This window comes from Dehalococcoidales bacterium (assembly GCA_030698765.1).
GTDB lineage: Bacteria > Chloroflexota > Dehalococcoidia > Dehalococcoidales > UBA2162 > JAUYMF01.
Genome location: JAUYMF010000037.1, coordinates 13,593 through 29,611 on the forward strand (window position 1 = coordinate 13,593; position 16,019 = coordinate 29,611).

The window sequence follows — 16,019 nt, forward strand, 5'->3', positions numbered from 1 at the left end:
TGTTCTCACCTCCTTATCATAAATTTCTATCTCTGTGGGTTACTCTAATTAGCCAGGTCGGCTGATACCACCTCGACAAAGCTGCCCCAGGGCAGCGGGACCTGCAGGGATTTGAAGACATAGCCATGGGGGGACTTTCCTTCCTGTTCACACTTCTCGGCCATTGCGGTGGCGCGTGACTCAGCCGTCGATACGTCGTGTCCAATCACAAAGAACCGTCCGCAGCAGCAGGGCCCTTCCGCCAGGCGGGAGTCATGCCAGTCATAAGAGGGGTCATCCCGGTAGTAGGTGGCGGTGGGGTGACAACCCCCGCAGCCGCAGGTCATGCTGAGCAGCGCCTCCTCGGTCTTTCTTTCAAAAGATACATCCATCATTCCCATAATTAAACCTCCCTGGTTGTGTTCCTGTCTTAGCTTAAGGCCCCTGGTGATAGGTAATGGCGCTTTTACTGACCGGCTTGCGGGTCAGATAAACCATGGCGGACAGGGAAAGGATAACGGTGAGCAGGGCAATTAGCTGGGCTTGCTGAAGTCCCCAGAGAAAAGCGTTTTCCTGCCGCACAAAGGTCAGCAGGAACCGCCCCGCTGAATACAGGGAAAGATAGTTCAGGAATACCAGTCCATCCGTCCTGAAGCGGCGTTCAATCTGTAAAATTCCCAGCAGGGCTGCCGTGTTCCAGAGCATCTCATAGACCGGGTAGGGGTGGGTTGGCTGACCGAAAAGGCTAGCCGGGATAAAGGCGCCCGGGTTAGTATAGATGAAACCCCAGGGTAGCCCGGTAATCCCGCCGTAGGCATCACCATTGATGATACAGCCGACCCTGCCAATTATCTGGGCGGTAATTAGCGCCGGTGCGACTACATCAGCGAGCCGTCCCAGCGGTATACTTCTTATCCTGGAGAAGGCGATTACGGCGGCTCCTCCCCCGGCCAGTCCGCCCCATATCGCCAGGCCCTGGAACTGCAATATCTGCGCCGGGTGGCTCACGTAGTAGCTGAGGTGGTCAATTACGTGGAACAGGCGGGCGCCGATAATCCCGGATATTATTACCCAGACTGCCAGGGAGTAGATTTCCTCACCGGCGATTCCTCTCTTCTTGCCCCGGTAGGCTGAGATCAGTACCGCGGCGGCTATAGCCAGCATTATCATCAGACTGTACCAGCGGAGTTCAAAGCCTCCCAGGTGAAAGATTACCGGGTCGATATTAATGATAATTCCGTTCATTTTTCTTTGCGTATCCTGTCTGATTTCACTATCGCCGGCTCCTTATTCTGCCTGTCATTTTCCAACTCGCTCGATTACCACGCCGATCCCCTTTATTTCAGTGATGTTCACCGGCTCTCCGGGTTGAAAAGTATCCCTGGAGTAAGCGCTCCACATCTCACCATGGGAGCGGACCAGGTATTGGGCCGAATCTCCCGCAGTTAATTTGGAAACCACCTCTGCCCTGGTACCAACAAGACTCTGGAACCCGTCCCTCAATGGCTGTTTCATCGTCTTTATCAGCAGCCGGTAAAGCAGGGCAGATATTAGCGCAATAACCACATAGCCGGGAAGGGCAGAGCTGAGAGGTAAAAACCGGAACAGCAGAAGCCCGGCTACCGGCATCAGTAATACTAAATGGCACACAGCATTGCCTCTTTATTCCGTTAGTGACAGATGGCGCACACGGAACGGCGCTGACCGAAACGGGATATCTCAAAAAAGCCGTCAGTACCGTGTCTGCCCTCTATTATTAAACTGGCCCCCGGTCTAAAATTGTCCGGCACAACCCCTTTATAGATTGCCGGTAAATCTTGTTTATCATCGGTGAGAACGAATCTCATTACCCCGGCTGCGCCGTCCCAGTCAATCGAGCCCGGAGCTACTTTACCCTCCACACTGACCCGTTGACCGTTAAGTGACTCCGCCTGGGTCATCAGTTCACTGACCGTAACAGTTTCGGCTCCGCTGTGAATGAACAGTGAGTAAGCTCCATAACTTAAACCCAGGGCCAGCGCTACTACCAATATTGGAAACCATCTCCTTTTTCTCAATTGTCTCTTGCCTCAGTTAATCTTTTGTCTCTACTGCTTATAGGGAAGTCAGGATGAAGGTAACGGCGATTATTGCTACCGCCGAAGCCATGGCTCCTTTCTTGACGCGGTTCATGTTCCACCATTGTGCCAGTCTTTGGGACAAGCCGTGATGCTGGATAGTCTCCAGCATGATGGTGATGCCAATGATGTTGGAGAGGACTCCGGCAACGATGAAGAAAAGCTGGTAACGTACCAGAAAAATCGCCGCCCCGGACAGTCCCATGAGAGGCAGGACGTCAGACAGGTGATGAGCACAGCATGCCGCCATGGAACCGGCGGAAACACCCCCGGAAGCGGCTACCGAGCCGGTGGCGGCGGCCTTCCGTTCCCGGATACTCTGCCTGATGAAGGAAAACAGGCCAGCCTGAACCCCGAAGCCGCCGGACAGAGCCACCACCCAGTACCATAGACTGGCGGTCTGTTGCAGGGCGTGGGTCCAGTCCTGTGCCAGAGCGATAAGTCCCAGGTAAACCAGAATCAGTAAAACCGCCCCGCTTATTCCTACCAGGAAATGTCTTTTCATAGCTCCCATCTCAGGACTCTCTCTTCAATTCCAGCCACGTCCCGAATCACCATCTCCAGGTATTTTGCCTCTCCCCCGCTTACCGAGGCCGGTAGCGGAAAGGTCAGTGTGCCCTGGCGGTGGTGCCCTCCGGATGCGGAGTCCCAGCTTACCGGGAGATATTCATTTCCCCGGTCGTCCCGCAGTATGGTTAGCTGCGCCAGGTCATACTGGTCGAGGTCTACCGAGTGGGTATTCATAGCAACATTAAAGGTGAGGGAACCGTTTTCTCCCTCAGTCCGCTGCACGTCAATGGTTACGGCGCCTCCGGTATTGGACTGTACTGAGCCTGACCCACTGCTGGTAACGGGCGGAGTTGTGGGAGTAAGACCTTCATTCCCCGCCGTAAAACCTGAAGAGCAGCCTGCGGTTACCAGTAGCAGTATCAGCAGGGAGAAAGCCAGCGCCAGATTTTTAATAAGTTTGTTCATTGTCTGTCCTTTAGAAAGTTTTTATTGCCTCTTCCAGTATTTCTGAGGTCTCAGCCGCTTCTATGGTCAGCCAGATGACCTCCTCGGGGGATTTCCTGGAGTTGTAGAAGAAGTGCGCCCCGCCTGGCCCTCTGACCTGGAAAATATCCTGGCCGGCAACGGTTAACCGTTGCAGATTACTGAAACCAGAGCCTCCCCTGGTTATGGCTTCGGCCATTTTGTTGATAAGTTCGATGGCGGCTTCCTGGTTTGCCGCCCGGCCAACCCATACCGTGGTTTTGACATTGTGATAAGGTGAACTGTGAGCGTAGTTAGCAATATAAGCGCTTACCAGCTCGATGCTGGTGCCATGGAGTTTGTTGATGCTGGCAGTAGCTTCAGCGCCGTCAGTAGCGTTGACCAGCCCCAGTGTTCCCAGCCGATCAGGTATGCCTGCTGGCTTCGGGGGATCCAGAACATTTTGTCTAAAGCTAAGTCCTCCTGCCATCAGCAGTGTGGCAACAAGAAATAGCTGGAATATAAACAGTCCACGTCGTCTTTTTGTCTTTGGTTTGCTGCTGGAAGTATTAATTTGACCCCTCCGTTAAGTCCGGTAAATCACGACTGGAGAAATTACCGTTTCATAGCCTTGCGTATCGTTTCCATGAGTTCCTTGATATGTTCTTCGCCATGTTGCTCGCGGATAGCCTCGGTGACACAACCCTCGATGTGACCCTGCAGAATAAGCAGGGCGGTCTCATCGACTGCGGCGGAAAGGGCGGTCAATTGCTGAACAATGTCAATACAGTAGCGCTCATCTTCAATCATCTTCTGGATGCCCTTTGCCTGCCCTTCGATCTTCTTCATCCTTGCCAGGAGTGAAGAATTGTCCTGTGTGTAGTTGTAATGGTTGGTCACCGTAGCCATGATAAAATCCTCCTTATCATTTGCTGAAATAGGGGGGTTATCCTGGGTAGACATACCCTATACTACCATGGAGTATGCACCTTGTCAAGCGTTTTTAGTACTGCGCATTAGAGGGAGCGTTAGCTATGCGAGATAAGTGTCGCCGGTTTTTTCAGGATGTGGCTAAGCCCGTATTACGGTAAGTCTAAGCATGGTGCGCTAGCTGACTGATGTCACAGATAAAGCCAGCCGGACAGGATTCACACCGTTCACATTCCATTTGCAGTGTGGTGTGGGTTATGTTGAAGCGGTCCGCCAGCGCCTGGGTTACTTTTTGCATGATCTCCGCACTGTGACTGACACTCTGGTCTGTGATCATTAAATGAGCGCTCAAGGCATATATATTAGAGGTGATTGTCCAGATATGAATATCATGGATTTCTTCCACGCCGGGGACCTGCTGCATCATCCCGATAACTTCATCCATCTGAATATGTTTGGGAACCGCTTCCAGAAGAATATCAGCCGATTCTCTGACTATCTGGGTTGCTCCCCAGAGAATAATGATGCCAATGAATACGGCGATAATAGGGTCGACGATATACCAGCCGGTGAGGGAAATTATTATGCCTCCCACTATCACTCCACCTGAAGAAATAGTGTCGCCGATAATATGCCAGAAGGCAGCCTTCACATTTAGCTGCTCCTTACTGGAACTCCTCAACAGCAGTATCCCGGCGATATTGGCAATCAAACCGATGGTCGCCACCAGCAGCATCAGCGGCGTCTCGACCTCGGGCGGTTCCAGGAAACGCTGATAAGATTCATAGAAGATCCACAGCGCCAGCAGTACCAGGGTCACGCCGTTGGCCAGGGCGGCCATGATTTCCATCCGGTGCCAGCCAAAACTTCTGGTCAGTGTCGCGGGTCTTCTGGCGATGTTGATGGCAAACATGGCCAGTCCCAGCGCCAGGGCATCTGTCAGCATGTGCCCGGCATCACCCAGCAGCGCCAGACTGTTACTGAGGATACCGCCGATAACCTCAGCCACCATGATAGCCACCACAATACCGAGAACAATCTTCAGCCGGTTACGGCCGGTCTCGGCCAGGTGATTGGCTTCATCGTGGTGATGATGGCTGCTCATTTATTGTTACCCAGCGTTCTCTCAAAAGTCTCGTTTTTAACCCGGATAAAACTAAAAGACGACTATTTAATTTATCTTAAATGATTTTACCGCTCTTTACAACCTCTGTTCTGGTTACCGGCTGATCAAGGAAATTGACTTTAGACAAATGATGGATTATGCTAAAAATTGCTTTCTTTATATAGTTAGCAGGCTTATCATCAGTAAATAGATAATGGAAATAAGACATTAGTATTACTATTATCCAGCGGGAAGATTTATTATTTCCCTAAAGGTCTACGCTACAGATAGACCGGGAGTATAAGCTGGAGGTGCGCCCATGCGAATGGTATATTTAGATAATGCGGCTACCACGCCCCTTCTCCCTGAAGTCCGTGAAGCAATGCTGCCTTATTTAGGGGAGCACTTCGGCAATCCGTCCTGTCTGCATACCTGGGGGGATGCCGCTCGGGAAGCTTTGGAGACTGCCCGGGAACAGGTAGCCCGGCTTATCGGGGGTAGTCCAGAGGAAGTAATCTTCACCGGTAGCGGTACGGAGAGTAACAATTTCGCCATTAAGGGACTGGCGTTCGCTCAGCAGAGTAAAGGGAAGCATCTCGTTATCTCGGCTGTTGAGCATTTTTCGGTTCTGCACTCAGCTAAAACTCTGGAGAAAATGGGTTTTGAGTTGAGCCTGGTTCCGGTGGACAAGCATGGCGTGGTTGACCCTGAGGCGGTACGGAAGAAAATGAGGAAAGATACCATCCTGGTATCCGTAATGCACGCTAACGGAGAAGTGGGCACTATCGAGCCGGTGCAGGAGATTGCCTGCATTGCCCGGGAGCATAATGCGGTCTTTCATACCGATGCCGTGGCTACGGCCGGAACGATACCGGTTAATGTTAAAGAGATGGGGGTAGATGCCCTGAGTCTGGCGGGAAACCAGTTCTACGGGCCGAAAGGGGTGGGCGCTCTCTGGGTGCGTAAGGGGGTGCGCATCATGCCTCTCCTGGATGGTGGTGTTCAGGAGGGGGGTCGGCGCGCCGGTACGGAGAATGTCCCGGCTATCGTCGGTCTGGGTAAGGCGGCGGAACTGGCTCAAGCCGATATGACAGCCCGGATGGAGCATCTGAGCCAACTGCGCGACCGTTTGTTGACCGAGCTGCCATCCAGGATTGACCACGTTATTGTTACCGGGCATCCGCAAAACCGTCTTCCGGGCAATGCCAGCTTCTGCGTGGAGTTCATCGAAGGTGAAGCCATGCTGATGCTGTTAAACAGTAAAGGGGTGGCGGTCACCAGCGGCTCAGCCTGCACCTCGCGGGCACTGAAAGCCTCGCACGTGTTGATTGCCATAGGCTTGTCCCACGAAATAGCTCAGGGTTCGTTACTCTTCAGCTTCGGCCTGGACAATACCGGTGAAGATGTGGACTATGTTCTTGACGCGCTGCCTCCTGTTGTTGACCGGTTAAGGCAGATGTCACCGCTTTACGCTAAGTTTATTAAGTCAGGTTAAGGAGGCAAAAAGTATGCCGGTCTATAGTGACAAGGTGATGGACCACTTCATGAACCCGCGTAATGTGGGAGAGATTGAGAACCCGGACGGGGTCGGGGAAGTGGGCAACCCGGTGTGCGGGGATATGATGGCATTTTATATCAAGGTGAAAGATGACCATCTGGAAGATGTTAAGTTCAAGACCTTCGGCTGTGGGGCGGCGATTGCCGTTTCCAGTATGGTTAGCGAGATGGCGACAGGAATGTCACTGGATGAAGCCATGAAGATTACCCCACGAATGGTGGCTGATGAACTGGGGGGACTGCCCAAGAACAAATTCCATTGCTCTAATCTGGGGCATGAAGCCCTGCAAAAAGCGATCAAGGACTACCGCAGCAAGATAAAGGCGAAGGGAGGTAAAAAGTGATGACTGAAGAAAACAAGGCAATAAAAGAACCCCATTCTTGCCCGTACTGTGATGAGGAGATAGCCGAAGCAGCCTGGCCCTTCTGTCAGGCTTGCCAGGTAACCATATTCTACTGTCCTCAGTGCCGGGAACCTTTATCCAGGGATAAGAAGGTCTGTCCACATTGCGGGGCTGAAATCAAAGGCTAAATTACCCGAAGAAAGGCTTGAAGTGGCTGAGAACAAGAAAGAAAAAATGACAATAGCGGTCTTAAGCGGAGACCTGGAGCGGGCTTTGGCGGCTTTTATGCTGGCGGTTACCGGCGCCAGCATGGGTATGGAGGTCAGCATGTTCTTCACCTTCTGGGGGCTGAATATCGTCAAGAAGGAAGAAGGGCGTCTCAAAAGCAAAGGGTTGATGCAGAAAATGCTCAATCTCATTAACCGCGGGGGCGCCGGGAGACTGAAACTTTCCCGGTTTAATATGTTTGGCCTGGGTACCTGGATGATGAAACGGCTGATGAAGCAGACCAATATGCCTTCTGTCAGCGAATACATCACCATGGCTAAAGATATGGGGGTGAGGCTCATTGCCTGCACTACTACCTGCGGGGTAATGGGATTACCTGCGGAAAAGGGTACCTTCCGTAGTGAGGTTACCAGTCTGGCCGGTGCCGCTACTTTCCTGGGCGAAGCGCGCCAATCAGGGATTGTCCTGTTCATCTAATAGTGCTACGGACGGATTAAGGAGGAGCCGATGAAGGCGGATCAGAGTTTGGATTGCATCGGGCTTTATTGTCCGATGCCTATTGTTAAAACCGCGGAAAAGATCAAGCAGCTCAAGGAAGGGGAAGTCCTGGAAGTACTGGCTGATGACCAGGGGATAAAAGAGGATATGCCGGCATGGTGCGAGGCCACCGGGCATGAGTTTTTGGGGATGGAGGAGGGGGATGGGGAAATTAAAGTCTATGTTAAAAAGACCCACCAATGAGGCCTGCCGCTGCTCAGAATCTCCGGAATAAGCAAGGAGGTAGTCTAATGACCAGAGAGTTGAGTCTTCTAGTTAATGGTACCCCTGTTTCTCTTGATTATTTTGTCCAGGGATTTATGGACCATACTATTGCCGGTATGATGGAAGCGCTGGAAGGCACCGGCCGGATAGAAACTCTGAATATTGCTATTTCCGGGGATGAGGTTAAAATCATGCTCAATAATGCTCCGGTCCCGGTTAATCCGTTTGTCAGTAAAATTGTTAAAAACACGATTGCCGGTATGGTCTCCTCACTGAAAGGAATTGGCGAGCCGCAAACGGTAAAGATAAATATCACCCACTGAAATAGCCGTAAAATCGGGAGTTATATTACCAGAACCACTATACCGCAGCGTCTGCGTATGCCGGTTGCCCGGCAGGTTCATTTTAACCGGTAAACCAACCAGAAAGAAGGGTGTTCTCCGCCATTTAATCTATCGTCCATTATTCTATTTTCTGCCTGCTCCGCAAGATACCTCGCTTTTTTACGTATTCTCCCGCTGCTCTTATATGATAAAATCAGCTTATTCAAGGTTAAGGTAGGGCTTTTTTATGCACGAGACCGATCCGGTTATCGCTATTGTCGCCTGGTTGGCCTGAGGAAGGCTGAGCGAGACCAGGTGCTGACCGTAATACGGCAGGACGACGAAATTACCGAATTTAGCTCCGAAGAAGAAATATGAAGTGTGACTTAACGCCTGTTGTCGCTTTGTAGCCGGTGGTTAATTATTCAGCGGGTGGGTAGGGCGGGTCTTTGACCAGGCGTTCCAGTACCTGAAACCAGGTGTAGTCAACCAGAGCTACATCTCTGGTGTTAGGGGCTTGTACGTAAAAGGCTTGCCCATCCGGAGTGCTGTCACCTACCGGGATATTTAAGGTTCTTCCACCCGTCAACGCCAGCGTTATCTCCATTCGTGGTTGGGCCAGACCGAATACGGTCATCTTTTCGTCCGTGGCGTTTTCCGCGATGATTCTATTGGTGCCCGGGCCGCTCAGCAGCAGGGGAATGCCGCCGCCCCAACGGGCCATGTCTACCCTGAGCCCCGGAGGGTCATCGAAGTACCAGTATCTATCCTCGTGTTTGATAAAAGACTGGCTCCGGTCTTCACGCGGCAACTCTATTTTAATGTGTTCCAGGTCATCCATTTCCACCATCCACACGTACAGTTGCGGCTCCGGGGGTGGAGCCGGCTCTGGTTTGCTGGAAACGTAGTAGACGGTTCCCAATGCCAGGAAAACAGCCAGCAGTATCAGAATATTTCTCAGTCTCAAGTGATTATGCTCCCCGAATGAGTCCGGCGCACTACCGTCTTCGCCACCAGATAACGCCCCCTGTTATCAGCACTACCAGTGGCAGCAGGCCGATACTGGAGATTCTGATGAAGTTGGTCACTTCGGGGCCGACAATCAGCCTGCGGAATGGCACGACCTTGCGTTCGATGGATATTAGCTCCTGCCCCGTGGTAATAAAGTTGACCGTATTGAGGAAAAGCTCCGCATTATCGCCATTTCTAAAATGCTGATTGGAGGCGAAGTCGGAATCACCCAGTATGATCAGGTTAGTTCCTTCAGCTGCCTCACCAGTGGTGGTGATGAAAAACCCGATGTCCAGGGGCCCTTTGCGTTCGACTCCATCATTGAATACAGGTTCAGTTAAGGGGTCAAAATCCTTTTCCAGCCAGCTATCCTGGCTTGTCCTGAGCAGTGATATCATTTGAATCGGGCTGCCTTCTTTTGTCCAGACAACCTGGGGGATAATGCCGGCTTCCAGTCCGACCAGTGTGGCCTTAAATCCTTCCTGCGGAATCATGGCGGTTGCTCCGGGGAAGTAAGTGGCGGCCAGTCCAAACAGGTTTCTCAGTCGTGGTACGCTGGGACTGCCGATACTGGGGGCAACGTAGGAGGAAGGGTCGATAATAGTCCCATCCTCAATATCGATACCCCATGGGGAGAATAACTGTCTTATTCCCGCGGGAGGGTTGGGGTTAATCAGGAACAGCACGTTCCCGTCATTCTCCAGAAAACCGGCTATAGCCGCAATTTCTTGCTGACCCAGAGAGCTCTTTGGCCCGGCGATTATCAGGGCGGAGGCATCTTCAGGTATTTCACGGGAAAAAACAAGGTCCAGTGTTTCCACTTTATAGAGATTGTCAAGCAAAGCTTGCCGGGCGTTGGAGTAATCGGCACTGATGCCGTGCTCACCATGGCCGGTGAGGAAGTAGACTTTCTTCTGGATTATTCCGGTAACCTCCAGAATGGCGCTGGTGAAGGGGTGTTCCGCATCGATGCCGGTAATCTGCGGGTTACCTTGCTGGTCTGCGCTTACCCTTACTACTTCCTGCGGTGTTACCAGCCGTGGTTTCAGATTACCGCTGGTAAAGACGACCGTCTCGTACTGGGTGACGCCGTATTGTCTTGCCTGGTCAGGGTGCTCATCAGGGTCGATTGTTTCTACAGTCAGCTGGTCACTGTAGTTCCGGTACTCATTCAGCAAGTTACTGATATAGCCGCTGATACCGTACGGGTCTTGAGGGGTGGAGAAGAACAGGGCTTGGACCGGTGTGTCCAGCTTGCTCAGAACATCCTTGGTCTGCTGGGTGAGCGTGAACTGGGAGACGCCGGTGAAATCGAAACGGTGATAGTTGCCGATGCTTATGGCGTTAGCCAGCAGGGTAATGCCGATGAATATTGAAGCCATTACCGTGGTGCCGGTGCTGAACCTGCCCCGCCGTCCGGTGAGAGCGCTGCCGACGCGTCTGGAATCGATAATAAAGGCTGCGCCCATCAGCAACACTCCGAGGAGCAATGTGCCCCAGGCGGCGTACCTGATTTCGGGCAGCAGTATCATGACGATAAAGCCAATGAATAGAGCTACCAGCCCGAGCAGGGCAATCAAGCCTGAGTATTGGTTAATGCTGGAGGTATTTTTCATTTAATTCCACCGGCTGTTTTCCAGCGACCTTATCGCTAAAAACAGAAATAGTACGGTAATACTGAGATAAAAGACTATTCCCCTGGTATCAATGATTCCCCTCATAAAATCGGGGAAGTAGGAAGAAATGGAAAAGTAGCCGACTACCTGGGCGATAGCTTGCGGCAGGAAACTGGCGGCAGTACCGAAAAACCACAGGGCAAAGAGGAGTCCCCCGGCGACTACTGCGGCCACAATCTGGTTTGAGGTCAGTGATGAGGCGAATAGACCTATTGCCAGAGAGGCGCTGCCCAGCAGCAGTAATCCGAGGTAACCGGTGGCGATAGGTCCCATATCCGGGTCTCCGAACAGTATCAGGAGGAGTGGATAGTAAAAGGTGAGCGCCAGCATTGCTACCAGGATTGCCAGGCTGCCTAAAAATTTGCCTATTATTACCTCGCTGTCTCTCACCGGCGCCGTCAGCAATAGTTCCAGGGTACCCATTTTTCTCTCTTCGGCGATCAGGCGCATGGTGAGTACCGATGCCAGTAAGAGCAATAAGATACTGCCGGTTCCCAGAAATCCATTGATGCTGGTCTCCAAATAGGTGCTGGGACTGATCCCGAAAAAGAAACCGGTGAGCACCAGAAAGATTCCGGTAACTACGTAGGCCATTGGTGAGGAAAGATAGGATTTGAACTCTTTGAGAGCAATGGCTCTCATGTTTCTCACTGGCTTTTTCCCTCCTCTCTGGTCAGCTTGAGGAAGATGTCTTCCAGGCTCATTTCAACGGCTTCCAGAGACAGTAAAGTCCAGCCGTTCCGGACTATGGTTTCCATTATCTTGCTCCGGGGATCCTGGGTAGCCGAGCATTCAATGATGAAATGGGGGTCTTCGTAGCTGACCCGGAGTATACCTTCAATCCGGCGCAGTTGCTCGGCGATCTTCTGGGCCGGTCCGGTTACTTCCAGGTGAATGCGCTTTGCCCCGCTGATTAAGGAGGACAGGTTCTCGATGCTGTCCTTAGCCACAATTTTGCCTTCATGGATGATGATTACCCGCTCACAGATGATGCTTACCTCAGGCAGGATATGGGTGGAGAGAAGTACCGTATGCTCCTTACCCAGGTCTTTGATGAGATTCCGGGTCATGGCTACCTGGATAGGGTCGATGCCTATGGTCGGCTCATCCAGAATGAGCACTTCCGGTTCATGAATAATTGCCTGGGCTACGCCAACCCGTTGCCTGAATCCCTTGGACAGCTTGCCGATGATGCTGTCAGCATATTCTTCGAGGTGGCATATTTCTACCACGTCATTTATTCTGGTCTTGATTCTGGGCTCGTCCAGACCCCTTATTCTGGCGGCAAAGTCCAGGTAGGAGCGGACTGTCATGTCAGTGTATAAGGGTATCGCCTCCGGCAGATAGCCGATGTGCTGGCGTGCTTCCAGAGAGTTGCTTAATATATTGTAGCCGGCTATCCAGGCGTCACCCCTGGTTGGGGCGAGGAAACCGGTGAGGATGCGCATCGTCGTCGTCTTTCCGGCGGCATTAGGACCCAGGAAACCGACGATTTCTCCCTTCTTGATATTGAAGCTAATATTGTCTACGGCCAGGCGTTTTCCGTAATACTTGGTCAGGTTTTCAACTCGTATCATTGTTTCGTGCCCGTGTTCGTCATTTAGAGGCCATCTTTGAGAGTTGCCACTTGATCCAGGCATCAGTCTCAGAATTGAAGTTATAGCTTACGCTGTGCAGTTGTATTGCCCCTGGAAGCCAGGTGTCGAGCACCATGAGCTTCATCTGCTGTAGTGAATCCTCATCAATCTCACGGGCAGCCGCTTTCTCGGTAACCATAAAGAGGTAATAAGGCTCATCGTCAGAGGGCGCTGATTGACTCGGTATGGGGGTGCTTACTTCACCCGGACTGAGATTAAATACTATATGGTCGAATCTGAAAATACCGCGGGGTAACCAGCCCATCTCTCCGCCATTCTCTTTGGTTGTCCGGTCAACTGACAGTTCCCGGGCGAGGTCGGCAAATTCTTCTCCTGCTTCCCATCTGGCCCTTGTTTTTTCAGCATCTTCGTAACTGGGTAATAAGATGCCGTAAAGGTGGACCTGCTCGGCTACTGTGGGTATCCTCTCGGCAAGATGTCCCTGGAGACCTCTGGCCAGGAGATTGATATTGGTAATCTCCCGGTACTCCCTATCCGTCAGCCTGGTCTCATTAAGCTTCTGGCGGTACCACTCCCTGAATTCACCCTCAGAGATAGTTCCATTGTCGCCACTGGCCAGACTTCTCATCTCCCGGTCAATATCCTCCGGGGTGACTACTATTCCGTACTGTGGAGCCTCTAACTTGATTATTTGCTCATTGGTAAGCGCCTGAAGCATGGACAGGGGTGCTGCCCCGCTCAGGCTGGCCCTCTTCAGGAAGTAGTCCATGCGGATGGCGGTGTCATCCACCGTAATTACGGTACGGCGGAAAGGCGCTACATAATATTGAAAGTAGCCGATGCCAAGCACGGCTGCCATCACGGCGACAACTATCACCGTGATAATCAAGCCGGCGCGGTTTCCTTTTTGGTCTCTGGTAGTGATGGGGTCTACTGCTTTATCTGAAGACCTAGCGCTGGTTCTCTTCTTTTTGTTTGGTTTGATCATGGTACCTACTGTCTATAGTGTAATCTTTTCCAGGGTACTTTGTCCAATTTTATCCAATAAGGAATTTCAGGGCTGCTGTCAGTCGGCTAATGCATGAGGAATAAAAAGCGTGACAATCAAGCAGGCAGTATTCCTTGAGGCTGATAGCCAGGGTCACCACACTCGTGGTATCTTTTTCCTACAAGTGGTGACACGCTACCCAGTGTTCGTTACCCACGTCCTTTAGCTCTGGTTCGTGCTCCCGGCAGGCATCAGCCGTCCGGTGGCATCTGGGGTGGAAATGGCAACCACTGGGGGGGTTAACGGGGCTGGGTACATCGCCGGTTAGTAGTATTCGTTTGCGCTGGCGGTCTATTTTCGGGTCAGGTATGGGTACTGCGGAGAGCAACGCCTGCGTATAGGGGTGAAGCGGGTTATCGTAAAGCTCGTCACTGGTGGTGATCTCCATAATCTTACCCAGATACATTACCGCCACCCGGTCACTGATATGACGGACTACGGAAAGGTCATGAGCGATGAACAGGTAGGTAAGATTAAGCTCTTCCCGGAGTCTCATCAGCAACTGGATAACCTGTGCCTGGATGGAGACATCTAAAGCTGAGACAGGCTCATCACAGACGATAAAGCTGGGTCTTACCGCCAGCGCACGGGCTATTCCGAGGCGCTGCCGTTGCCCGCCGCTGAATTCATGAGGGTAGCGCACCGCCATGCGCGGCTCAAGCTCTACCAGCTTGAGCAGGTCGGCGACCTGGTCTTTGTATTCACCGCCCTTGACCAGGTTATGCACCATCATTGGCTCACCAACGATGTCCCCGGCGGTCATACGGGGATTGAGTGAGGCATAGGGGTCCTGGAATATCAACTGCATATGCCGCCGCGCCTGCCTTAGTTTTTCTCCTTTGAGTTTGCACAGGTCACTGCCGTTGAAAAGAACCCTGCCACCGGTAACTTTGTAAAGTTGCAGGATACTGCGTCCGGTAGTGGTCTTGCCACAGCCGCTTTCACCCACCAGTCCCAGTGTCTCGCCCTTCTTGATATAAAAGCTTACGTTGTCTACGGCTCTGACGTCAGCCACTTTCTTCCGCATAACACCGGCCGTGACCGGGAAAAACATCGTCAGGTTCTCAATTTCTAGCAGGTGGTCATTTCCAACCATCAGTCATTCCTCACTTATTTAGTTACCGCTTCCCTGGCTTCTTTGGAAACATCGCTGCTTCTAAAACAAGCCGCGTAGTGGTCTTCACCAACTTTTATTAGCGGCGGTTTCTCTCTGCGGCACTTGTCGATGGCCATAAAGCAGCGGGGACTAAAGGAGCAGCCTTTGGGCAGGCGGGCGAGATTGGGCGGTAGTCCGTCAATAACACTCAGCTTGCGCCGGCGGGGCATGTCCAGCCGCGGTACTGAGGACATCAACCCGAGCGTATAGGGGTGCTTCGGGTCGCCATAGATAACCTCAGTAGGTCCACTCTCGACAAGATTTCCTGCGTACATCACGTTCACCCGGTCGACATAGCGGGCTACCACTCCCAGGTTGTGGGTGATGAGAATAATGGCGGTGCCAAACTGGCTTCTTAGATTATCGATCAGTTCCAGGAGCTGCGCCTGAACGGTAACATCAAGCGAGGTGGTTGGCTCATCAGCTATCAGCAGCTCCGGGTTGCAGCTCAGCGCCATGGCAATCATTATCCGCTGCTGCATACCGCCGCTGAACTGGTAAGGATAGTCGTGTATCCTTTTCTCAGCATCCGGTATGCCGACGAGTTTCAGTAATTTGGCGGCTTCCTCCGCAGCTTCTTCCTGGCCAATGCCGCGGTGTAGCTGAAGGGATTCGGACAACTGCAGGCTGACGTCAATTACCGGGTTTAAAGAGGTCGTTGGCTCCTGAAAGACCATGGCGATGCTATTACCCCGGATATGGCGCATCTCCTCTTCACTGATCTGGAGGAGGTCCTGTCCTTTGAAGATAATCTCGCCACCGACAATGACGCCCGGGGGATAGGGTATAAGGCGCATTATCGACATGGCGCTGACGCTCTTGCCACAGGCGCTCTCGCCAACCAGTCCTATACTTTCACCCTTCTTGACATTGTAAGAGAGTCCATCAACCGCTCTTAGCTCACCGTCCTGAACGTAAAAATATGTCTTCAGGTTCTTTACTTCAAGTATTGTCTCTGCGATCTCAGTTCACCTCTTTTCTGTATTTGCCATATTGGGACGTGGTGGTCACGGCTCTCAGGACTGAGTTGCCTCTTTGGGCCTTCTCGTCTTTTCTTTGCCATAGCGTCCCAATCCACCTCTCAACCTCGGGTCGAGCAGGTCCCTCATCGCGTCTCCCAGCATGTTGATGCCGTAGACCACAACCGCCAGCGCCAGACCGGGCCAGAGAGCCATCCATGGGGCCTGGAGCATGTAGGTACGGCCACTACCGC

At 52.2% G+C, this 16,019-nt stretch carries 23 protein-coding genes; 6 read left to right on the forward strand and 17 right to left on the reverse strand.

The features are described from left to right. Nucleotides 1-44: 44 nt before the first annotated feature. From Q8Q07_01760 to Q8Q07_01800, 9 genes are all read right to left on the reverse strand, one after another. Nucleotides 45-380 carry a hypothetical protein gene (locus Q8Q07_01760; GenBank protein ID MDP3879017.1) on the reverse strand — a complete coding sequence of 112 codons (336 nt, stop codon included), beginning with the start codon at nucleotides 378-380 and terminating at the stop codon, nucleotides 45-47. Between the two features lie 34 nt (nucleotides 381-414). After that, on the reverse strand, nucleotides 415-1,224 hold the full coding sequence (gene lgt, locus Q8Q07_01765; GenBank protein MDP3879018.1) for a prolipoprotein diacylglyceryl transferase: 810 nt from the start codon (nucleotides 1,222-1,224) through the stop codon (nucleotides 415-417). 54 nt (nucleotides 1,225-1,278) lie between these two features. Next, the gene (locus Q8Q07_01770) at nucleotides 1,279-1,629 is read right to left on the reverse strand and encodes an NfeD family protein (protein MDP3879019.1); all 351 of its coding nucleotides are present in this window, start codon (nucleotides 1,627-1,629) and stop codon (nucleotides 1,279-1,281) included. Between the two features lie 20 nt (nucleotides 1,630-1,649). After that, the gene (locus Q8Q07_01775) at nucleotides 1,650-2,036 is read right to left on the reverse strand and encodes a cytochrome c maturation protein CcmE (GenBank protein MDP3879020.1); all 387 of its coding nucleotides are present in this window, start codon (nucleotides 2,034-2,036) and stop codon (nucleotides 1,650-1,652) included. 37 nt (nucleotides 2,037-2,073) lie between these two features. Continuing rightward, entirely contained in the window at nucleotides 2,074-2,601 is a 528-nt protein-coding gene (locus Q8Q07_01780) for a hypothetical protein (GenBank protein ID MDP3879021.1), read from the reverse strand. Beyond that, nucleotides 2,598-3,071 carry a hypothetical protein gene (locus Q8Q07_01785; protein MDP3879022.1) on the reverse strand — a complete coding sequence of 158 codons (474 nt, stop codon included), beginning with the start codon at nucleotides 3,069-3,071 and terminating at the stop codon, nucleotides 2,598-2,600. Before Q8Q07_01785 ends, Q8Q07_01780 begins: the two co-directional genes overlap by 4 nt. Before the next feature lie 10 nt (nucleotides 3,072-3,081). Then, entirely contained in the window at nucleotides 3,082-3,558 is a 477-nt protein-coding gene (locus Q8Q07_01790; protein ID MDP3879023.1) for a hypothetical protein, read from the reverse strand. A 125-nt stretch (nucleotides 3,559-3,683) separates the two neighbouring features. Continuing rightward, nucleotides 3,684-3,977 (reverse strand): metal-sensitive transcriptional regulator, encoded by a 294-nt coding sequence (locus Q8Q07_01795; GenBank protein ID MDP3879024.1) that lies wholly within the window; start codon nucleotides 3,975-3,977, stop codon nucleotides 3,684-3,686. Between the two features lie 184 nt (nucleotides 3,978-4,161). After that, a complete protein-coding gene (locus Q8Q07_01800) occupies nucleotides 4,162-5,103 on the reverse strand; it encodes a cation diffusion facilitator family transporter (GenBank protein MDP3879025.1) in 942 nt (313 codons plus the stop codon). Nucleotides 5,104-5,428: 325 nt separating this feature from the next. Here Q8Q07_01800 and Q8Q07_01805 point away from each other — a divergent pair, with 325 nt between their 5' ends. Genes Q8Q07_01805 through Q8Q07_01830 form a run of 6 tightly spaced genes read left to right on the forward strand, consistent with a single transcriptional unit; the run spans nucleotide 5,429 to nucleotide 8,317 of the window. Further along, nucleotides 5,429-6,598 carry a cysteine desulfurase family protein gene (locus Q8Q07_01805; protein MDP3879026.1) on the forward strand — a complete coding sequence of 390 codons (1,170 nt, stop codon included), beginning with the start codon at nucleotides 5,429-5,431 and terminating at the stop codon, nucleotides 6,596-6,598. 13 nt (nucleotides 6,599-6,611) lie between these two features. Beyond that, a complete protein-coding gene (nifU, locus tag Q8Q07_01810) occupies nucleotides 6,612-7,004 on the forward strand; it encodes a Fe-S cluster assembly scaffold protein NifU (protein ID MDP3879027.1) in 393 nt (130 codons plus the stop codon). Beyond that, a complete protein-coding gene (locus Q8Q07_01815) occupies nucleotides 7,004-7,192 on the forward strand; it encodes a zinc ribbon domain-containing protein (protein ID MDP3879028.1) in 189 nt (62 codons plus the stop codon). The genes nifU and Q8Q07_01815 overlap by 1 nt, the downstream gene beginning before the upstream one ends. A gap of 46 nt (nucleotides 7,193-7,238) precedes the next feature. Continuing rightward, the gene (locus Q8Q07_01820; protein ID MDP3879029.1) at nucleotides 7,239-7,709 is read left to right on the forward strand and encodes a DsrE/DsrF/DrsH-like family protein; all 471 of its coding nucleotides are present in this window, start codon (nucleotides 7,239-7,241) and stop codon (nucleotides 7,707-7,709) included. Between the two features lie 30 nt (nucleotides 7,710-7,739). Then, the gene (locus tag Q8Q07_01825) at nucleotides 7,740-7,973 is read left to right on the forward strand and encodes a sulfurtransferase TusA family protein (GenBank protein MDP3879030.1); all 234 of its coding nucleotides are present in this window, start codon (nucleotides 7,740-7,742) and stop codon (nucleotides 7,971-7,973) included. A 47-nt stretch (nucleotides 7,974-8,020) separates the two neighbouring features. Then, a complete protein-coding gene (locus Q8Q07_01830; GenBank protein ID MDP3879031.1) occupies nucleotides 8,021-8,317 on the forward strand; it encodes a hypothetical protein in 297 nt (98 codons plus the stop codon). Nucleotides 8,318-8,738: 421 nt separating this feature from the next. On the opposite strand, the gene Q8Q07_01835 is transcribed toward Q8Q07_01830, so the two are convergent. From Q8Q07_01835 to Q8Q07_01870, 8 genes are all read right to left on the reverse strand, one after another. After that, on the reverse strand, nucleotides 8,739-9,284 hold the full coding sequence (locus Q8Q07_01835; protein ID MDP3879032.1) for a DUF4340 domain-containing protein: 546 nt from the start codon (nucleotides 9,282-9,284) through the stop codon (nucleotides 8,739-8,741). A 31-nt stretch (nucleotides 9,285-9,315) separates the two neighbouring features. Next, the gene (locus tag Q8Q07_01840) at nucleotides 9,316-10,944 is read right to left on the reverse strand and encodes a GldG family protein (GenBank protein ID MDP3879033.1); all 1,629 of its coding nucleotides are present in this window, start codon (nucleotides 10,942-10,944) and stop codon (nucleotides 9,316-9,318) included. Next, nucleotides 10,945-11,646: an ABC transporter permease gene (locus Q8Q07_01845; GenBank protein MDP3879034.1), complete on the reverse strand. Its 702-nt coding sequence runs from the start codon at nucleotides 11,644-11,646 to the stop codon at nucleotides 10,945-10,947. Nucleotides 11,647-11,651: 5 nt separating this feature from the next. Then, a complete protein-coding gene (locus Q8Q07_01850) occupies nucleotides 11,652-12,581 on the reverse strand; it encodes an ATP-binding cassette domain-containing protein (protein MDP3879035.1) in 930 nt (309 codons plus the stop codon). Between the two features lie 19 nt (nucleotides 12,582-12,600). Continuing rightward, nucleotides 12,601-13,590: a peptidylprolyl isomerase gene (locus tag Q8Q07_01855; protein MDP3879036.1), complete on the reverse strand. Its 990-nt coding sequence runs from the start codon at nucleotides 13,588-13,590 to the stop codon at nucleotides 12,601-12,603. 178 nt (nucleotides 13,591-13,768) lie between these two features. Further along, nucleotides 13,769-14,746, reverse strand: coding sequence for an ATP-binding cassette domain-containing protein (locus Q8Q07_01860; protein MDP3879037.1), 978 nt, complete (start codon nucleotides 14,744-14,746; stop codon nucleotides 13,769-13,771). Between the two features lie 14 nt (nucleotides 14,747-14,760). Continuing rightward, entirely contained in the window at nucleotides 14,761-15,768 is a 1,008-nt protein-coding gene (locus tag Q8Q07_01865) for an ABC transporter ATP-binding protein (protein ID MDP3879038.1), read from the reverse strand. 54 nt (nucleotides 15,769-15,822) lie between these two features. After that, nucleotides 15,823-16,019, reverse strand: a 197-nt coding sequence (locus Q8Q07_01870) for a hypothetical protein (protein ID MDP3879039.1), incomplete at its 5' end; no start/stop codon positions are given.

Coding starts and splice junctions, on each gene's coding strand:
- Q8Q07_01760 (MDP3879017.1), bottom strand. CDS start 380: ATGGGAATGATGGATGTATCTTTTGAAAGAAAGACCGAGGAGGCGCTG.
- lgt (MDP3879018.1), bottom strand. CDS start 1,224: ATGAACGGAATTATCATTAATATCGACCCGGTAATCTTTCACCTGGGA.
- Q8Q07_01780 (MDP3879021.1), bottom strand. CDS start 2,601: ATGAAAAGACATTTCCTGGTAGGAATAAGCGGGGCGGTTTTACTGATT.
- Q8Q07_01785 (MDP3879022.1), bottom strand. CDS start 3,071: ATGAACAAACTTATTAAAAATCTGGCGCTGGCTTTCTCCCTGCTGATA.
- Q8Q07_01790 (MDP3879023.1), bottom strand. CDS start 3,558: ATGGCAGGAGGACTTAGCTTTAGACAAAATGTTCTGGATCCCCCGAAG.
- Q8Q07_01795 (MDP3879024.1), bottom strand. CDS start 3,977: ATGGCTACGGTGACCAACCATTACAACTACACACAGGACAATTCTTCA.
- Q8Q07_01800 (MDP3879025.1), bottom strand. CDS start 5,103: ATGAGCAGCCATCATCACCACGATGAAGCCAATCACCTGGCCGAGACC.
- Q8Q07_01805 (MDP3879026.1), top strand. CDS start 5,429: ATGGTATATTTAGATAATGCGGCTACCACGCCCCTTCTCCCTGAAGTC.
- nifU (MDP3879027.1), top strand. CDS start 6,612: ATGCCGGTCTATAGTGACAAGGTGATGGACCACTTCATGAACCCGCGT.
- Q8Q07_01815 (MDP3879028.1), top strand. CDS start 7,004: ATGACTGAAGAAAACAAGGCAATAAAAGAACCCCATTCTTGCCCGTAC.
- Q8Q07_01820 (MDP3879029.1), top strand. CDS start 7,239: ATGACAATAGCGGTCTTAAGCGGAGACCTGGAGCGGGCTTTGGCGGCT.
- Q8Q07_01825 (MDP3879030.1), top strand. CDS start 7,740: ATGAAGGCGGATCAGAGTTTGGATTGCATCGGGCTTTATTGTCCGATG.
- Q8Q07_01830 (MDP3879031.1), top strand. CDS start 8,021: ATGACCAGAGAGTTGAGTCTTCTAGTTAATGGTACCCCTGTTTCTCTT.
- Q8Q07_01840 (MDP3879033.1), bottom strand. CDS start 10,944: ATGAAAAATACCTCCAGCATTAACCAATACTCAGGCTTGATTGCCCTG.
- Q8Q07_01845 (MDP3879034.1), bottom strand. CDS start 11,646: ATGAGAGCCATTGCTCTCAAAGAGTTCAAATCCTATCTTTCCTCACCA.
- Q8Q07_01850 (MDP3879035.1), bottom strand. CDS start 12,581: ATGATACGAGTTGAAAACCTGACCAAGTATTACGGAAAACGCCTGGCC.
- Q8Q07_01855 (MDP3879036.1), bottom strand. CDS start 13,590: ATGATCAAACCAAACAAAAAGAAGAGAACCAGCGCTAGGTCTTCAGAT.
- Q8Q07_01860 (MDP3879037.1), bottom strand. CDS start 14,746: ATGGTTGGAAATGACCACCTGCTAGAAATTGAGAACCTGACGATGTTT.